Source organism: Streptomyces sp. NPDC001544 (genome assembly GCF_042894285.1).
Lineage (GTDB): Bacteria > Actinomycetota > Actinomycetes > Streptomycetales > Streptomycetaceae > Streptomyces.
In genome coordinates this window covers 215,189-232,839 of the sequence record NZ_JBIAVN010000012.1, presented here as the reverse complement: position 1 = coordinate 232,839, position 17,651 = coordinate 215,189, and the positions used below count along the sequence as shown (strand labels likewise).

Here is a 17,651-nt window from a genome sequence, read left to right as displayed (position 1 = left end):
GTTACATTCCGAACCCGGAAGCTAAGCCTCACAGCGCCGATGGTACTGCAGGGGGGACCCTGTGGGAGAGTAGGACACCGCCGAACAAATATTGAGAGGGTTGGTCCCTGAACTTCGGTTCGGGGACCAACCCTTTTTTGGTGTCCGTCACTTGAAGTTAACGTTCCGCAACCAGCATCCATGTCATGGGTACTGCTGCAATGCTCAGGGCCGCCGGCGTCGGAGTCGGTGACGAGGTCGTCGTACCGGCGTTCGGGAACGTCGAGGTCGCCGAGGCCGTGACCCTGGCGGGTGCGCTTCCGGTGTTCGCCGACATAGATCCGGCGACATACTGCCTCGACCCCTCGGCCGTCGAGGCGTCCACAACTCCCCGCACCGCGGCGGTCGTTGTCGTCCATCGCTTCGGACGACGGGCGGATGTCGCAAGGCTGCACGCGCTCGGCCAACGGCACGGACTGCTCGTGCTGGAGCAGGCCGAGTCCGAGGCACCGTACGACGAAGTGGCCCAGCGCAGGGAGCGGGCCGCCTACCTCGACGCGAAGCTCAGGGGCGTACGCACGCCCGACGGCGGTGACGGGCACACCTACCAGCAGTACGTGGTGCGGGTTCCCGGCAACGGCCGGCCGGACCGCGACGCCTTCGCTCGGGCCATACGGGCCAAGGGTGTTGACTGCCGGCTGCCCGTGAAGACGCCCGTGCACCGACTGCCGGAGTTCCGGCGCTGCGTGGCTCTGCCGGAGACCGAGCGGGCCTCGGACGAGACGCTCGCGCTGCCCGTGGACGCCTCGTTGACCAAGCGGGACATGCAGCGGATCGTGTCCGCCTGCAACGCTCTCGGAGGACTGCTTCAGCCTGCCTTCTGAGCGGGCCGTGAGCAGGCGGTGGGCGAGTTTGGGAACTCGGGTCTGTCCGGGGTATGATCTATTTCGTTGCCGCGAGGGAAACCTCGAAAGCGACAGGCCCCTATAGCTCAGTCGGCAGAGCGTCTCCATGGTAAGGAGAAGGTCAACGGTTCGATTCCGTTTGGGGGCTCCACCAGAACATGAAAAAGACCCCGCCCTCTCGGGCGGGGTCTTTTTCATGTCTACTCCGGGTGAATGCCCGGGACCCGCATCGCCAGGATGGCCATGTCGTCCGACGGCGCGTCGGACGCGAAACGCTCCACCGCGCGCATGATCCGTGCGGCCACCGCACCCGCCGTGAGGCCCGTGCACGTGGTGAGGACCTCGGCGAGACCGTCGTCGCCCAACATGCGGGTGCCCTCGCGGCGTTCCGTCACGCCGTCGGTCACGCACAGCAGGACGTCACCGGGATCCAGGGTGAACGTCTGCTCGTACAGGTCGAGTTCCTCGATGACGCCGAGGAGGGGCTGGGGTTCGGCCGCCGCCTCCACCGTGCCGTCCTGGCGCAGGCGCAACGGGAGCGGGTGGCCGGCACAGACCACCTTCAGCTCCGCGCTGCCGTCCTCCCGTGGCCGCAACTCGCCGTACAGCAGCGTCAGGAAGCGGCTGCGGTCGCCCTCGTCGAGGATCGCCGAGTTCAGGCGTTCCAGCACCGCGGGACCGCTCAGCCCCTCGCGCGCCAGCAGGCGCAGCGCGTGCCGGGCCAGGCCCGTGACGGCCGCCGCGTTCGGGCCCGTACCGCAGACGTCGCCGATGGCGAAGCCGTACGTGTCGTCGTCGATGGGGAAGACGTCGTAGAAGTCACCGCCGACCTCGTTGCCCTCGCCGGCCGCGCGGTAGATGACCTCGACCTCGACGCCTTCGATGTGCGGCTGTCCCGGCGGCAGGAGGCTGCGCTGGAGCGCCTGGCTGATGGCCGTGCGCTCCGAGTACAGGCGGGCGTTGTCCAGCGCGAGGGCGGCACGGCGGGACAGGTCCTCGGCGAGTTCCAGGATCTCTTGGCGGAAGTGCTCGTCGGTGGGCTTGCCCAGCGTGAGCATGCCGATGACGCGGTTGCGGGCGACCAGCGGCAGGACGACCGTCTCACCGCCGACCGCGGAGGCCGTGGCCAGGGTCGGGCCGATGCCCGAGGACATGCGGTACGTGGGACCGCCGGTCAGGCCGAGGCTGCGCATGGAGCTGCGCAGCGCCGCCTGGTGGGCCACCTCGCCGGGGGCCGACCAGACACGGGCGCCCGGCGTCGGCACCGGGTCGGGCGGAGAGATCTTCGACAGCAGGGACTTGATGCCGTCGATGAGCTCCTCGTCCTCGTGCAGCACGTACGACAGGTACGGCTCGGAGGCCTGGTCGGCGATGGTGTAGACGGCGCACCAGGTGGCCAGCTTGGGTACCGTCATCTGCGCCATCAGGGCGAGTGTCTGGTCGCGGTCCAGAGTGCCGGCGAGCAGGTCGGAGGCCTCCACCAGGAAGCTCAGGGAACCGCGGCGAAGCCGCTCCAACTCGCCCAGACGGGCCGACTCGACGGCCAGGGCGATCCGGTCCGCGGCGAACTGCAGCCGCAGCGCCTCCTCGTTGGAGTATCTGCCCGCGGCCTCCGCCGCGACGCCCAGGGAGCCGGTGAGGCGGCCCTCGACCTTCAGCGGGACCGTGATGACCGAGCGCATGCCCGTGTGGTTCAGCAGGGGCACGGCGCCGGGTACCGCGGTGAGATCGTCGTGGACGGCCGGCATGCGGGCCGAGCCGTAGCGGCCCGGACCCGCCTCCACGGGGACGCGGGCGAAGCGCTGGCGGGCGGAGGGCAGGCCGGTGGAGGCGCGGACCTCCAGCTCCGTCTCGTCGTCGGTGGCGAGCAGCAGGAAGGCCGCGTCGCCGTCGAGCATGTCGCGGGCTCGTTCCACGGTGCGCTGCAGAAGGCCGTCCAGGTCGTCCGGCGCGGGGGAGCCGATGAACACCTCGAAGGGGTCGGTGCTCTGGCCGTCGGCGGACGGTGCGGGATCGGAGGAGGGCATGCGGGACGGCGTCTGCAGGACGGCGCGCTCGTGGTCCCGCACCAGCAGGCAGACCGTGGAGGGTTCGCCGCCCGTGTCGCGGACCCGGAGATGGGAGGCGTACACCGGGGTCACCCGGCCGTCGGCGCAGCGGATGCCGTAACTGCCCTCCCAGCGTGAGAGCTGGAGGGCCTCGGCGATGCCGGTGCCGGTGCCCGGGGTGTGCGGCCAGGCCGCGAAGTCGGTCAGCGGCCTGCCGGTGACCTGGTCGGCGGGGTGGCCGAAGAGTTCCTCGGCGTCCTCGTTCCAGGCCGCGATGGAGCCCTTGCGGTCGATCTGGACGACCGCGACGCGGACTCTGCCGTCGGCCAGCGGGAGCAGGTCCGCGGGCAGGGGAGGGCCGGCGGCACGGGTGCCGACCGGGCGTTCGGGCAGGTCCAGCTGGAACCAGACGTTCTTGTACGTGGGCGTGTACTCCACGCCCCAGCGGGCGGCGAGGGCCGCGCACAGCTGGAGTCCGCGGCCGCCTTCCCGGTCGGGGCTGCCCATGGTGGCGGCCGGCCCCTGGAGGGGTACCTCGCGCTCCGGATAGCGGTCGGCGACCTCGATGCGCACGCCGTCCTCGGTGCGCAGGCACAGCACGTCCGCGGCGGTACCGGCGTGCACCACCGCGTTGGTCACCAGTTCACTGGTGAGGACCACCGCGTCGTCAACGATGTCGGCGAAACCCCACCCCTGGAGGGTGTCGCGGACGAAGGACCGGGCGGTCGCGACCGATCGCCCGACGGGCTCGAAGCTGGCGGCCGCGCGCGCGGTGATCACAGAACTCCTCGACCTGTTGTCGACGTGCAGGGGTGCGGGACCGTCCGGCTCGCGGCGCTGATGCGGCATCCGCGTGCCCGTCGGCCGGGGGTCCGGGGGCTGCCCCCCAGGGATCAGTCCGGTGGTCATGGTCTGCGGCCGCCCCTCCGATGCCCGCTCGTTCTCGTGCCACCGCCCAGGCCGGACGAAACCGGGGTGGCTGGACAGCCGCATGCAAGGTTACTTACCTTCGCGGTCCGTGCGGATGCCGGTCGGCGGTGATTACGCCCCCAGAGTGTGCGGACGATGTGCGAAGCTGCCGAACTGTTATGGCCTGGTTCGGCCGGGGTGAAACACTGGGCAAGCTTCTGGTGAAGGTCCGGTCAGTCCGAGTGCGTTCCGTGCACGGAGGGCAGCAGCCCTTGGTGCGGACGGATCTCGTCTGGCAGAAACACGCATCAGTAACCGGCGTGCGGTACAGAAGCACCCGAGCACAGCAGTAACGGTCGATCCCTGCGGGAGGGACACAGTGGAGTCTGGCGCAGCGACGCGGAGCACGAACACGCGCGCGAAGAGCGGACCGTCCCAGAGCAGGCGGCGGACTGGGACCACTCAGGTGGACACCGCCGCCCTGGACCGGCTGCTCGTGGCTCTCGTGGCCATGCGGGACGGCAACTTCCGCAAGCGGCTCACGGTGTCCGGGGACGGCGTGATGTCCGAGATCGCGGCCGTGTTCAACGAGGTGGCCGACCGGAACATGCACCTGACGGGGGAGCTGTCCCGGGTGCGGCGCGTGGTGGGCCGTGAGGGCAAGCTCACCGAACGGCTGGAGACGGGGGCCTGCGAGGGCTCCTGGGCGGTCGCCATCGACGCTTCGAACGCGCTGGTGGACGACCTCGTACGGCCTGTCTCCGAGGTGAGCCGGGTGCTGACGGCGGTCGCCGAGGGTGATCTTTCGCCGCGGATGGAGCTCAGGACGCAGGCGCCGGAGGGCACCGGTCATCCGCTGCGGGGTGAGTTCCTGAAGGTCGGGCGGACGGTCAACAACCTGGTCGATCAGCTGTCGACGTTCACCGACGAGGTCACGCGGGTGGCCAGCGAGGTCGGCACCGAGGGCAAGCTGGGCGGTCAGGCCCGGGTCCGCGGTATGTCGGGTTCGTGGAAGGACCTGACGGAGTCCGTCAACACGATGGCGAACCGGCTCACCGCCCAGGTGCGCGACATCGCGCTGGTGACCACGGCCGTCGCGCGCGGTGACCTGTCCCGCAAGGTCACGGTGCACGTGGCCGGCGAGATGCTGGAGCTGAAGAACACCGTCAACACGATGGTGGAGCAGTTGTCCTCCTTCTCCTCCGAGGTGACCCGGGTCGCCCGTGAGGTGGGTACGGAGGGCATCCTGGGCGGGCAGGCGCAGGTGCCCGGGGTCGCCGGTGTGTGGAAGGAGCTCACCGACTCCGTCAACACCATGGCGGGCAGTCTCACCGCCCAGGTGCGTGGGATCTCCCAGGTGACCACGGCCGTGGCCAACGGTGACCTGTCGCAGAAGGTGACCGTCCCCGCGCGCGGCGAGGTCGCGCAGCTGGCCGAGACGATCAACCAGATGACCGAGATGCTGCGGATCTTCGCCGACGAGGTCACCCGGGTGGCCAACGAGGTCGGGGCCGAGGGGCAGCTCGGCGGGCAGGCGAACGTGCCGGGCGCGGCGGGCACCTGGAAGGACCTGACGGACTCCGTCAACACCGTGTTCCGGAATCTGACCACGCAGGTGAGGGACATCGCCGCCGTGACGACGGCGGTGGCCAACGGCGACCTGTCGCAGAAGGTCACCGTGGACGTGGCCGGCGAGATGCTGGAGCTGAAGAACACCGTCAACGGGATGGTCGACCAGCTGTCGGCGTTCGGTGCCGAGGTCACGCGCGTGGCGCGGGAGGTCGGTGTCGAGGGTGAGCTGGGCGGTCAGGCGCAGGTGCCGGGGGCGGCCGGTACCTGGAAGGACCTGACGGACTCCGTCAACACGGCGTTCCGCAACCTCACCGGTCAGGTGCGCAACATCGCCCAGGTGACGACGGCGGTGGCCAACGGTGACCTGTCGCAGAAGGTCACCGTGGACGTCTCCGGCGAGATGCTCCAGCTGAAGAACACCGTGAACACGATGGTGGACCAGCTGTCGAGCTTCGCCGACCAGGTGACGCGGATGGCGCGGGACGTGGGCACCGAGGGCCGTCTGGGCGGTCAGGCGCGGGTGGACGGCGTCTCGGGCACGTGGAAGGAGCTCACCGACTCCGTCAACTCGATGGCCGGGAACCTGACCTCGCAGGTGCGCAACATCGCCCAGGTGACGACGGCGGTGGCCCGGGGTGACCTGTCGCAGAAGATCGACGTCGACGCGCGCGGCGAGATCCTGGAGCTGAAGAACACCATCAACACGATGGTCGACCAGCTCTCCGCCTTCGCGGACCAGGTCACCAAGGTGGCCCGCGAGGTGGGTACGGACGGCCGGCTCGGCGGTCAGGCGCAGGTGCCCGGCGTGGCGGGCGTGTGGCGTGACCTGACCGACTCGGTGAACGGCATGGCCGGCAACCTCACGGCCCAGGTGCGCAACATCGCCCAGGTCGCGACCGCGGTGGCCCGGGGTGACCTGTCGCAGAAGATCACGGTGGACGCGCGCGGGGAGATCCTGGAGCTGAAGAACACCCTGAACACGATGGTGGACCAGCTGTCGTCGTTCGCCCAGGAGGTCACGCGCGTGGCCCGTGAGGTGGGCACCGAGGGCATGCTCGGCGGCCAGGCGGAGGTGCAGGGGGTCGCGGGCACCTGGAAGGACCTCACGCAGTCCGTGAACTTCATGGCGAACAACCTGACCATCCAGGTGCGCAACATCGCCGAGGTCACGACGGCGGTCGCCAAGGGCGACCTGTCGAAGAAGATCACCGTTGACGCCAAGGGTGAGATCCTCGAGCTGGTCACGACCGTCAACACCATGGTCGACCAGCTGTCCAGCTTCGCCGAGCAGGTGACCCGGGTGGCCCGTGAGGTGGGTACGGAGGGCATCCTCGGCGGTCAGGCGCGGGTGCCGGGCGTGACGGGCATCTGGAAGGACCTCAGCGACAACGTCAACCTGATGGCCAACAACCTGACCATGCAGGTCCGCAACATCTCGCAGGTGTCGGCCGCGGTGGCCAACGGCGACCTGACCCGGCAGGTCACGATCGAGGCGAGCGGTGAGGTCGCGCAGCTCGCCGACACGATCAACACGATGGTCAAGACGCTGAGCTCGTTCGCCGACCAGGTCACCAAGGTGGCCCGCGAGGTGGGCACGGACGGCATCCTCGGCGGTCAGGCGCGGGTGCCGGGTGTGGCCGGTACGTGGAAGGACCTGACCGAGTCGGTGAACCAGATGGCGTCCAACCTGACCGGTCAGGTCCGCAACATCGCCATGGTCACCACGGCCATCGCCAAGGGTGACCTGACCAAGAAGATCGACATCGATGCCCGGGGCGAGATCCTCGAGCTCAAGACGACGATCAACACCATGGTGGACCAGCTGTCCAGCTTCGCCGAGGAGGTCACCCGGGTGGCCCGTGAGGTGGGTACGGAGGGTCAGCTCGGCGGCCAGGCACGCGTGCGTGACGTCGACGGCACCTGGCGGGACCTGACGGAGTCCGTGAACGAGATGGCCGGGAACCTGACCCGGCAGGTGCGTGCCATCGCGCGCGTGGCGACGGCGGTGACCCGGGGCGACCTGAACCTGAAGATCGACGTCGACGCCTCCGGCGAGATCCAGGAGCTGCAGGACTACATCAACAAGATGATCGCCAACCTGCGCGACACCACCATCGCCAACAAGGAGCAGGACTGGCTCAAGGGCAATCTGGCCCGCATCTCGGCGCTGATGCAGGGGCGCCGCGATCTGGAGGACGTGGCCTCGTTGATCATGAGCGAGCTGACGCCGGTGGTCTCCGCGCAGCACGGCGCGTTCTTCGTCGCCATGCCGCTCCTGGACGGCAAGGACCTCGCCGCCGACAGCGACGACCAGTACGAGCTGCGGATGCTCGGTTCGTACGGCTACTCGATGGGGTCCATGCCGACGTCGTTCAAGCCCGGTGAGGCGCTCATCGGGACGGCCGCCGAGGAGAAGCGCACGATCCTGGTGGAGAACGCCCCCAGCGGCTACCTGAAGATCTCCTCCGGGCTCGGTGAGGCGCCGCCCGCACAGGTGATCGTGCTGCCGGTGCTGTTCGAGGGCAAGGTGCTCGGTGTGATCGAGCTGGCCTCCTTCACGCCGTTCACACAGATCCAGCGGGACTTCCTCAACCAGATCGCCGAGATGATCGCGACCAGCGTCAACACCATCTCCGTCAACACCAAGACGGAGGTGCTGCTGCGGCAGTCGCAGGAGCTGACCGAGCAACTCCGGCTGCGGTCGGAGGAGCTGGAGCAGCGTCAGAAGGCGCTGCAGGCCTCCAACGCCGAACTCGAGGAGAAGGCCGAGCTGCTGGCCCAGCAGAACCGCGACATCGAGGTGAAGAACACCGAGATCGAGGAGGCGCGGCAGGTCCTGGAGGAGCGGGCCGAGCAGCTCGCGGTGTCCATGCGCTACAAGAGCGAGTTCCTGGCCAACATGTCGCACGAGCTGCGCACGCCGCTGAACTCGCTGCTGATCCTGGCCAAGCTGCTCGCCGACAACGCCGAGGGGAACCTCTCGCCGAAGCAGGTGGAGTTCGCCGAGACCATCCACGGGGCCGGTTCCGACCTGCTCCAGCTGATCAACGACATCCTCGACCTGTCGAAGGTCGAGGCGGGCAAGATGGACGTCTCCCCGACGCGTATCGCGCTGGTCCAGCTCGTGGACTACGTGGAGGCCACCTTCCGGCCGCTGACCGCCGAGAAGGGCCTCGACCTGTCCGTGCGGGTCTCGCCGGAGCTGCCCGCCACCCTGCACACCGACGAGCAGCGGCTGCTCCAGGTGCTGCGGAACCTGCTGTCCAACGCGGTGAAGTTCACCGACTCCGGCTCGGTCGAGCTGGTGATCCGGCCGGCCGGCGCGGACGTGCCGCTGGGGATCCGGGAGCAGCTGCTGGAGGCCGGGTCGCTGACCGACCCGGCCGGGCCGCTGATCGCGTTCTCCGTGACCGACACCGGCATCGGCATCGCGGCCAGCAAGATGCGGGTGATCTTCGAGGCGTTCAAGCAGGCGGACGGCACGACCAGCCGCAAGTACGGCGGTACGGGCCTCGGGCTGTCGATCTCGCGGGAGATCGCGCAGCTGCTCGGCGGTGAGATCCACGCACAGAGCGAACCGGGACGCGGCTCGACGTTCACGCTGTATCTGCCGCTGCACCCGAGCGAACTGCCGCCGCAGGGCTACCAGCAGTCCCTGCCCGCGCTGGAGGCGGGCGACCTGGTCGCCTCCCAGAACCACTCCCTGGAGCTGTCCGCGGTGGAGGTCGAGACGCCGGCCGAGGTGAAGTCGTACCACGAGACCCAGAACGGCGCCGCCGCGCTCTTCCGGCGCCGTCGCCGGGGCGCTCCGGCGACCGAGCAGCGCACCGAGCACTGGCCCGTGGCGGAGCAGCAGGAGGCCTCGCACCCGGTGCACCGGCCGGTACGGTTCGGCGGTGAGAAGGTGCTGATCGTCGACGACGACATCCGGAACGTGTTCGCGCTCACCAGCGTCCTGGAGCAGCACGGCCTGTCGGTGCTGTACGCCGAGAACGGCCGCGAGGGCATCGAGGTCCTGGAGCAGCACGACGACGTGGCCGTGGTGCTGATGGACATCATGATGCCCGAGATGGACGGGTACGCGACCACCACGGCGATCCGGCGGATGCCCCAGTTCGCCGGGCTGCCGATCGTCGCGCTGACCGCCAAGGCGATGAAGGGCGACCGTGAGAAGGCGATCGAGTCGGGCGCGTCCGACTACGTGACGAAGCCGGTCGACCCCGATCACCTGCTGGCCGTGATGGAGCAGTGGATGCGCACGGAATGAGCGAGGGGCCGTCGCCGGGTGGCCGGGACGGCCCGGTTCGGGTGAAAGTCGGGTGAAGGTGCCGGGAACCTTCGACGTGGATCGGGAGTTGGTGTCGCAGGGTGGCGGCAGGGGTGTGGAAGTGCGGGAATCGGGGAACCTTCTGGTCTCCCGCCGCGTTTCTGCTACGTGCACAGTGACATCGCGGTGACAGGGTGTGGCGACAGGCGGGGTGCGGCTACCATGACCGGCACAAGGACGGGCGGCGAAAGGGAGTCGTCCCCTGGGGCGGCGCCCGGTGTACCGCCGGGGCGAGGAGGGCGGGCCATGGTGCAGAAGGCCAAGATCCTCCTGGTCGATGACCGGCCGGAGAATCTGCTGGCGCTGGAGGCCATCCTCTCTGCGCTCGATCAGACGCTGGTGCGGGCATCGTCCGGGGAGGAAGCGCTCAAAGCACTGCTCACGGACGATTTCGCGGTCATTCTGCTGGACGTCCAGATGCCAGGAATGGACGGTTTCGAAACCGCGGCGCACATCAAGCGGCGAGAGCGGACCCGGGACATCCCGATCATCTTCCTCACCGCCATCAACCACGGCCCGCACCACACCTTCCGGGGGTACGCGGCCGGCGCGGTGGACTACATCTCGAAGCCGTTCGATCCCTGGGTGCTGCGCGCGAAGGTCTCCGTTTTCGTCGAGCTGTACATGAAGAACTGCCAGCTCCGGGAACAGGCGGCGCTGCTGCGGCTCCAGTTGGAGGGCGGCAACGGCAAGAGCGTCGTCGGCGGCGGCAAGGAGTCGGCCGGGCTCCTCGCCGAACTGTCCGCCCGGCTGGCGGCCGTCGAGGAGCAGGCCGAGGCCCTGTCCAAGCAGCTCGACGACGAGTCGGCGGACGCGGCCGCGGTGGCCACCGCGGCCCATCTCGAACGGAAACTGACGGGGTTGCGCCGCGCACTCGACGCTCTCGAGCCGGGCACGGGCGGCGGCAGCGCCTCCATGCCGTCGCAGAACTGACCCTGCGGCGGGCGCGGTCACCGATGAGCGAGCGTCAGTTCCGGGTTGACCCAAGGACGACACGAACGGGTGAAGCTGTGGGCACACGTGTCCGCTGTCGTCTCCCCCGGTAATCTCACATCCATGGCCTCACGTCCCTCCGCAGCCAAGAAGCAGCCCGCCAGGAAGGCGGCCGCTCCGGCGAAGGCACCGGCGAAGAAGGCCGCCGCGAAGAAGGCCCCGGCCAAGAAGGCGCCCGCCAGGAAGGCCGTGGCGAGGAAGGCCGTGCCCGCGCCGAAGCCGGCCCCCAGTCCCACCGGGGGCGTCTACCGGCTGGTGCGCGCCCTCTGGCTCGGCCTGGCGCACGCCGTCGGCGCCGTCTTCCGCGGCATAGGGCAGGGCGCCAGGAACCTCGACCCGGCCCACCGCAAGGACGGCGTCGCGCTGCTGCTGCTCGCCCTGGCGCTGATCGTCGCCGCCGGCACCTGGGCCGATCTGCGCGGCCCTGTAGGGGACCTCGTGGAGATCCTGGTGACCGGCGCCTTCGGCCGCCTCGATCTGCTCGTGCCGATACTGCTCGCGGTCATCGCCGTGCGGTTCATCCGGCACCCGGAGCAGCCGGAGGCCAACGGACGGATCGTCATCGGCCTGTCCGCGCTCGTCATCGGCGTGCTGGGCCAGGTCCACATCGCCTGCGGCTCTCCCGCGCGCAGCGCCGGCATGCAGGCCATACGGGACGCCGGCGGCCTCATCGGCTGGGGCGCGGCGACCCCGCTGACCTACGCCATGACCGACGTCCTGGCCGTTCCGCTGCTCGTGCTGCTCACGGTCTTCGGGCTGCTCGTGGTCACCGCCACCCCGGTCAACGCCATCCCGCAGCGGCTGCGCGCGCTCGGCGTACGCCTGGGGCTGGTGTCCGATCCGGCCGGCGGCGAGTTCGGCGAGTTCGACGAGTTCACCGACGACGACCAGCGGTACGACGACCAGTGGCGCGAGGCGCTGCCCGCGCGCCCCCGCGGGCGCCGGAGCGCCCCGCAGGGGTACGACCCCGGCAGCGCCGAGGAGGAGGCCATCGCCAAGCGCCGGAGCCGCCCCAGGCGCTCCGCGGTGCCGCAGCCCGCCATGGACCGGCAGCTGGACGCCGTGGACATCGCGGCCGCCGCCGCGGCCGACCTCGACGGCGCCGTCCTGCACGGCATGCCGCCCTCCCGGATCGTCGCCGACCTCACCCAGGGCGTCAGCGTGGGCGACCGGGAGGACACGGCGCCCACGCCCGTACCGGCCCCCACGCCGCCCCCGGAACCGGCCACGGCTCCCGTCCCGGCCCCCGCCGCACGCCCCGGGCAGGACAAGCGCGCCGACGGCGCGGTCCCCGACCTCACCAAGGCGGCCCCCGAGCGGCCCCGCGACCTGCCGGCGCGCGCCGAGCAGCTCCGGCTCTCCGGCGACATCACCTACGCGCTGCCCTCCCTCGACCTGCTCACCCGCGGCGGCCCCGGCAAGGCGCGCAGCGCCGCCAACGACGCGATCGTCGCCTCGCTCACCACCGTCTTCACCGAGTTCAAGGTCGACGCGGCCGTCACCGGCTTCACCCGCGGCCCGACGGTCACCCGCTACGAGGTCGAGCTCGGCCCCGCCGTGAAGGTCGAGCGGATCACCGCGCTGACGAAGAACATCGCGTACGCCGTCGCCAGCCCCGACGTGCGGATCATCAGCCCCATCCCCGGCAAGTCCGCGGTCGGCATCGAGATCCCCAACACCGACCGCGAGATGGTCAACCTCGGCGACGTGCTGCGCCTGGCGGAGTCCGCGGAGGACGACGACCCGATGCTGGTCGCCTTCGGCAAGGACGTCGAAGGCGGCTACGTGATGCACTCCCTGGCGAAGATGCCGCACATGCTGGTCGCCGGCGCCACCGGCTCCGGCAAGTCGTCCTGCATCAACTGCCTGATCACCTCGATCATGATGCGGGCGACCCCGGAGGACGTCCGGATGATCCTCGTCGACCCCAAACGCGTCGAGCTGACCGCCTACGAGGGCATCCCGCACCTGATCACGCCGATCATCACCAACCCCAAGCGGGCGGCCGAGGCGCTGCAGTGGGTCGTACGCGAGATGGACCTGCGCTACGACGACCTGGCCGCGTACGGCTACCGGCACATCGACGACTTCAACCGCGCCGTGCGCGAGGGGAAGGCCAAGCCGCCGGAGGGCAGCGAGCGGGAGCTCCAGCCCTACCCGTACCTGCTGGTGATCGTCGACGAGCTGGCCGACCTTATGATGGTCGCGCCGCGCGACGTCGAGGACGCCATCGTGCGCATCACACAGCTCGCGCGCGCGGCCGGCATCCACCTGGTGCTCGCCACCCAGCGCCCGTCGGTCGACGTCGTCACAGGCCTCATCAAGGCGAACGTGCCTTCGCGGCTCGCCTTCGCCACCTCCTCGCTCGCCGACTCACGGGTCATCCTCGACCAGCCGGGCGCCGAGAAGCTGATCGGCAAGGGCGACGGCCTCTTCCTCCCCATGGGGGCGAACAAGCCGACCCGTATGCAGGGCGCCTTCGTCACCGAGGCCGAGGTCGCCGCCGTCGTCCAGCACTGCAAGGACCAGATGGCGCCCGTCTTCCGGGACGACGTCACGGTGGGCACCAAGCAGAAGAAGGAGATCGACGAGGACATCGGCGACGACCTCGACCTGCTGTGCCAGGCGGCCGAACTGGTCGTCTCCACGCAGTTCGGCTCGACCTCCATGCTCCAGCGCAAGCTGCGCGTCGGCTTCGCCAAGGCCGGCCGGCTGATGGACCTCATGGAGTCCCGGAACATCGTCGGGCCGAGCGAGGGTTCCAAGGCGCGTGACGTTCTGGTGAAACCCGATGAGCTGGACGGTGTGCTCGCGGTGATACGCGGCGAGTCTGAGGGGTAGGGATTCCTCCTACAAAAGGAACGCGGGTCGTCCGGCGGCCGGGAAGTGACCGGACGGCTGCATCGCCGTGATCCAGCCGTTAGAGACCGGCGGGCAACCGTTTCCCTTTGTCGCACGTCAAGTTGAGCGAGAGGACAGGTGGGGGCTCCAGACTGGGGTCCGCGTCTGGCCCGTCGTCGGTGTGTCGGGCCATACCGATGGCGTAAATGGCCCTACCGCCCGGTTGCCCCACCCTTTCTGACCCGCCCTAGACTGAATCTCCAGCACAGGTGGCTAAACGCTCGAAAGGCGCCCCCGTGTCCATCGGCAACTCCCCTGAAGACGAGCGTCCGTTCTCCGACGTCTCCGCGGAAGCCCACACCTCCATCGGCCGCGCACTGCGGCAGGCGCGCGTCGCCGCCGGGCTCACCGTCGACGACGTCAGCAGTGCCACCCGGGTCCGCATCGCCATCGTGCACGCCATCGAGGCGGACGACTTCACCCCCTGCGGCGGCGACGTGTACGCCCGCGGGCACATCCGTACTCTGGCCAGGGCCGTCCGCCTCGATCCCGCCCCCCTGCTGGCCCGGTTCGACGCGGAGCACGGCGGGCGCCCCGCCCCGACCCCGGCCGCCCCGCTGTTCGAGGCGGAACGTATCCGCCCCGAGCGGCGCGGACCGAACTGGACCGCGGCCATGGTCGCCGCGATCGTCGTGGTGATCGGCTTCGTCGGGTTCACGGCGTTCAGGGGCAGCGACTCCCGCAACGACGCCAAGGCCCAGGTCGCCGACGGGGCCACGACCGCCACCGGCAAGGCCGAGTCGCCCACCCCGAAGAAGGACACGCACACCGCCCACAAGCCCTTGCCGTCCGACAGCGCGATCGCGGCCGCCCCCCAGGACAAGGTGACCGTCCAGGTCAGCGCCGTGGACGGACGCAGCTGGATCTCGGCCAAGGACCACAACGGCCGCATGCTCTTCGACGGGCTCCTGAAGAAGGGCGAGTCCAAGACCTTCCAGGACAGCTCCAAGGTCAACCTCATTCTGGGTGACGCCGGCGCCATCCAGCTCTACGTCAACGGCAAGAAGATCGAGGACGACTTCCAGCCCGGCGCGGTGGAGCGGCTGACGTACACCAAGGGCGACCCCGAGGTCGGCTAGGCGCGGGGCGCGAGGGGCCCGAAGAAGAGTTCGCGTACGGGGTTGGCCGGGATCGGCCAACCCCGTCGACGTGGGGTGTCAGCGGGACGAAGTACTCTTGAGCCCATGCCTGAACGCCGTACCGTCGCACTAGTCACTCTCGGCTGCGCCCGTAACGAGGTGGACTCGGAGGAGCTCGCAGGCCGTTTGGAGGCGGACGGCTGGCAGCTCGTCGAGGACGCCGCGGACGCGGATGTCGCCGTGGTCAACACCTGTGGCTTCGTCGAGGCCGCCAAGAAGGACTCCGTCGACGCCCTCCTGGAGGCCAACGACCTCAAGGACCACGGCAGAACCCAGGCCGTCGTGGCGGTGGGCTGCATGGCCGAGCGGTACGGCAAGGAGCTCGCCGAGGCCCTCCCCGAGGCCGACGGTGTGCTCGGCTTCGACGACTACGCGGACATCTCCGGCCGCCTGCAGACCATCCTGTCCGGCGGCATCCACGCCGCCCACACCCCGCGCGACCGGCGCAAGCTGCTGCCGATCAGCCCGGCCGAGCGGCAGTCGGCGACCGACGTGGCCCTGCCCGGGCACGGCGCCCCCGCCGACCTGCCGGAGGGACTGGCCCCGCAGTCGGGGCCCCGCGCGCCCCTGCGCCGCCGTCTGGACGGCTCCCCGGTCGCCTCGGTGAAGCTCGCCTCCGGCTGCGACCGGCGCTGCTCCTTCTGCGCCATCCCGTCCTTCCGCGGCTCCTTCGTCTCCCGGCGCCCGAGCGATGTGCTGAACGAGACGCGGTGGCTGGCCGAGCAGGGCGTCAAGGAGATCATGCTGGTCTCCGAGAACAACACCTCTTACGGCAAGGACCTGGGCGACATCCGTCTGCTGGAGTCCCTCCTGCCCGAGCTGGCGGATGTCGCCGGAATCGAACGGGTGCGCGTCAGCTACCTGCAGCCGGCCGAGATGCGCCCGGGCCTGATCGACGTGCTGACCTCCACCCCCAAGGTCGCCCCCTACTTCGACCTCTCCTTCCAGCACTCCGCGCCCGTCGTGCTCCGCGCGATGCGGCGCTTCGGTGACACGGACCGCTTCCTGGAGCTGCTCGACACCATCCGGAGCAAGGCCCCCGAGGCCGGCGTGCGCTCGAACTTCATCGTGGGCTTCCCCGGCGAGTCCGAGGCGGACCTGGCCGAGCTGGAGCGTTTCCTGAACTGCGCGCGGCTGGACGCCATCGGCGTCTTCGGCTACTCCGACGAGGAGGGCACGGAAGCGGCCGGCTACGAGCACAAGCTCGACGAGGACGTCGTCGCCGAGCGGCTGGCGCACATCTCCCGGCTGGCCGAGGAACTGGTCTCGCAGCGGGCCGAGGAGCGCGTCGGCGAGACGGTGCGGGTCCTCGTGGAGTCCGTGGACGAGGAGGAGGGCGTGTACGGGCGTGCGGCCCACCAGGCCCCGGAGACGGACGGCCAGGTGCTGCTCACGAACGGCGCGGGTCTGAGCGTCGGCCGTATGGTCGAGGCGAAGGTGGTCGGTACGGAAGGTGTCGACCTGGTGGCCGAGCCGCTGGACGGCTCGCTCGCGTGTACCGAGGAGGCGGGGAGATGACCGGAGTCCCGGCGTCCGCCGCGGGCGGCTCCTCCGGCGCGCAGGGCGCCGCGGGCTCCGCCGGCACTCCCGGTGCGGCGGCCGGCCCGGGCTCCGGAACGGCTGCTTCCGGCAGCGTGGGCGGTGCGCAGGGCGGGGCCAAGTCGGCCCGGGGCGGGAAGCTGGCGGCCGCGGCCGTCAACCAGGCCAGCGTCTGGAACGTCGCCAATCTGCTGACGATGCTCCGGCTGCTGCTCGTGCCCGGCTTCGTGGCCCTGATGCTGGCCGACGGGGGGTACGACCCGGCATGGCGCTCGCTGGCCTGGGCGGCCTTCGCCATCGCCATGATCACCGACCTGTTCGACGGTCACCTGGCGCGCACGTACAACCTCGTCACCGACTTCGGGAAGATCGCCGACCCCATCGCCGACAAGGCGATCATGGGGGCGGCGCTGATCTGTCTCTCGGGGCTGGGTGATCTGCCGTGGTGGGTGACGGCGGTCATCCTCGGCCGGGAACTCGGCATCACGCTGCTGCGTTTTCTGGTCATTCGCTACGGCGTCATTCCGGCGAGCCGGGGCGGCAAGCTGAAGACCCTCACCCAGGGCGTGGCCGTGGGCATGTACGTGCTGGCGCTGACGGGGTGGCTGGCCACCATGAGGTTCTGGGTGATGGCCGTGGCGGTCGTTCTGACCGTTGTGACCGGTCTCGACTATGTGAGACAGGCCATTGTGCTGCGTCGGCGGGGAATCGCCGAGCGACGGGCGGCGTTGGAGGAGTCGGAAGCGTGAGTTCGCCGGCCACTGAAGTGGTGCGACTACTGACGGTGAGGGGCGAGACGGTCGCCGTCGCCGAGTCGCTGACCGGTGGCCTGGTCGCGGCGGAGATCACGACCGTCCCCGGGGCGTCCAAGGTGTTCCGCGGTTCGATCACCGCCTACGCCACCGACCTGAAGCACGGGCTGCTGGGTGTCGACGCCACTCTGCTGGCCCACCGAGGGGCGGTGGACGCGCAGGTCGCGGCCCAGATGGCGGCCGGAGTGCGGAAGGCACTGGGCGCCGACTGGGGGCTGGCGACGACCGGAGTCGCCGGCCCGGACCCGCAGGACGGGCAACCTGTCGGCACGGTCTTCGTGGCCGTGGAGGGGCCGTTCGGCACCGGTTCCGGTTCTGCCGGTGGCGGAAAAGTCGCGGCTCTGAGGTTGAACGGCAACCGTGCGGAAATCCGTATGGAGAGTGTACGGAGCGTACTCGCACTGCTCCTGGAGCGGCTTGCGGGCGAACACAATGGGAATGAGCGGGCACAGGATACGGAACGGAACGGGGGGTTTTGATGTTTGCAGCCCTGAGTGAACACGACATCGCTCCCCGCACGGCCGCGG

9 protein-coding genes, 1 tRNA gene and 1 rRNA gene are annotated in these 17,651 nt (G+C 69.9%); 10 read left to right on the top strand and 1 reads right to left on the bottom strand.

Annotated features, from left to right (window positions below):
• The 3 genes from rrf to ACFY0F_RS27825 form a co-directional block, all read left to right on the top strand.
• Positions 1 to 86, top strand: a 5S ribosomal RNA gene (gene rrf, locus ACFY0F_RS27835); the annotation flags it as partial.
• A gap of 114 nt (positions 87 to 200) precedes the next feature.
• Positions 201 to 863 carry a DegT/DnrJ/EryC1/StrS family aminotransferase gene (locus tag ACFY0F_RS27830; RefSeq protein ID WP_388799828.1) on the top strand — a complete coding sequence of 221 codons (663 nt, stop codon included), beginning with the start codon at positions 201 to 203 and terminating at the stop codon, positions 861 to 863.
• A 96-nt stretch (positions 864 to 959) separates the two neighbouring features.
• Positions 960 to 1,035, top strand: a tRNA-Thr gene (locus ACFY0F_RS27825).
• Between the two features lie 49 nt (positions 1,036 to 1,084).
• Here ACFY0F_RS27825 and ACFY0F_RS27820 read toward each other — a convergent pair.
• The gene (locus tag ACFY0F_RS27820; protein ID WP_388799816.1) at positions 1,085 to 3,841 is read right to left on the bottom strand and encodes a SpoIIE family protein phosphatase; all 2,757 of its coding nucleotides are present in this window, start codon (positions 3,839 to 3,841) and stop codon (positions 1,085 to 1,087) included.
• Between the two features lie 379 nt (positions 3,842 to 4,220).
• Here ACFY0F_RS27820 and ACFY0F_RS27815 point away from each other — a divergent pair, with 379 nt between their 5' ends.
• From ACFY0F_RS27815 to ACFY0F_RS27785, 7 genes are all read left to right on the top strand, one after another.
• Positions 4,221 to 9,680, top strand: coding sequence for a HAMP domain-containing protein (locus ACFY0F_RS27815; RefSeq protein WP_388799813.1), 5,460 nt, complete (start codon positions 4,221 to 4,223; stop codon positions 9,678 to 9,680).
• Between the two features lie 306 nt (positions 9,681 to 9,986).
• Complete coding sequence (locus ACFY0F_RS27810; RefSeq protein WP_388799810.1) at positions 9,987 to 10,673, top strand: two-component system response regulator; 687 nt, start codon at positions 9,987 to 9,989, stop codon at positions 10,671 to 10,673.
• A gap of 123 nt (positions 10,674 to 10,796) precedes the next feature.
• A complete protein-coding gene (locus tag ACFY0F_RS27805; RefSeq protein WP_388799807.1) occupies positions 10,797 to 13,574 on the top strand; it encodes a DNA translocase FtsK in 2,778 nt (925 codons plus the stop codon).
• Positions 13,575 to 13,870: 296 nt separating this feature from the next.
• On the top strand, positions 13,871 to 14,713 hold the full coding sequence (locus ACFY0F_RS27800) for a helix-turn-helix domain-containing protein (RefSeq protein ID WP_388799804.1): 843 nt from the start codon (positions 13,871 to 13,873) through the stop codon (positions 14,711 to 14,713).
• Positions 14,714 to 14,818: 105 nt separating this feature from the next.
• Positions 14,819 to 16,291, top strand: coding sequence for a 30S ribosomal protein S12 methylthiotransferase RimO (gene rimO / locus ACFY0F_RS27795; RefSeq protein ID WP_388799802.1), 1,473 nt, complete (start codon positions 14,819 to 14,821; stop codon positions 16,289 to 16,291).
• A complete protein-coding gene (gene pgsA, locus ACFY0F_RS27790) occupies positions 16,288 to 17,061 on the top strand; it encodes a CDP-diacylglycerol--glycerol-3-phosphate 3-phosphatidyltransferase (RefSeq protein ID WP_388799799.1) in 774 nt (257 codons plus the stop codon). Before rimO ends, pgsA begins: the two co-directional genes overlap by 4 nt.
• Positions 17,058 to 17,603 carry a CinA family protein gene (locus ACFY0F_RS27785; protein ID WP_388799796.1) on the top strand — a complete coding sequence of 182 codons (546 nt, stop codon included), beginning with the start codon at positions 17,058 to 17,060 and terminating at the stop codon, positions 17,601 to 17,603. Before pgsA ends, ACFY0F_RS27785 begins: the two co-directional genes overlap by 4 nt.
• Positions 17,604 to 17,651 lie beyond the last annotated feature (48 nt).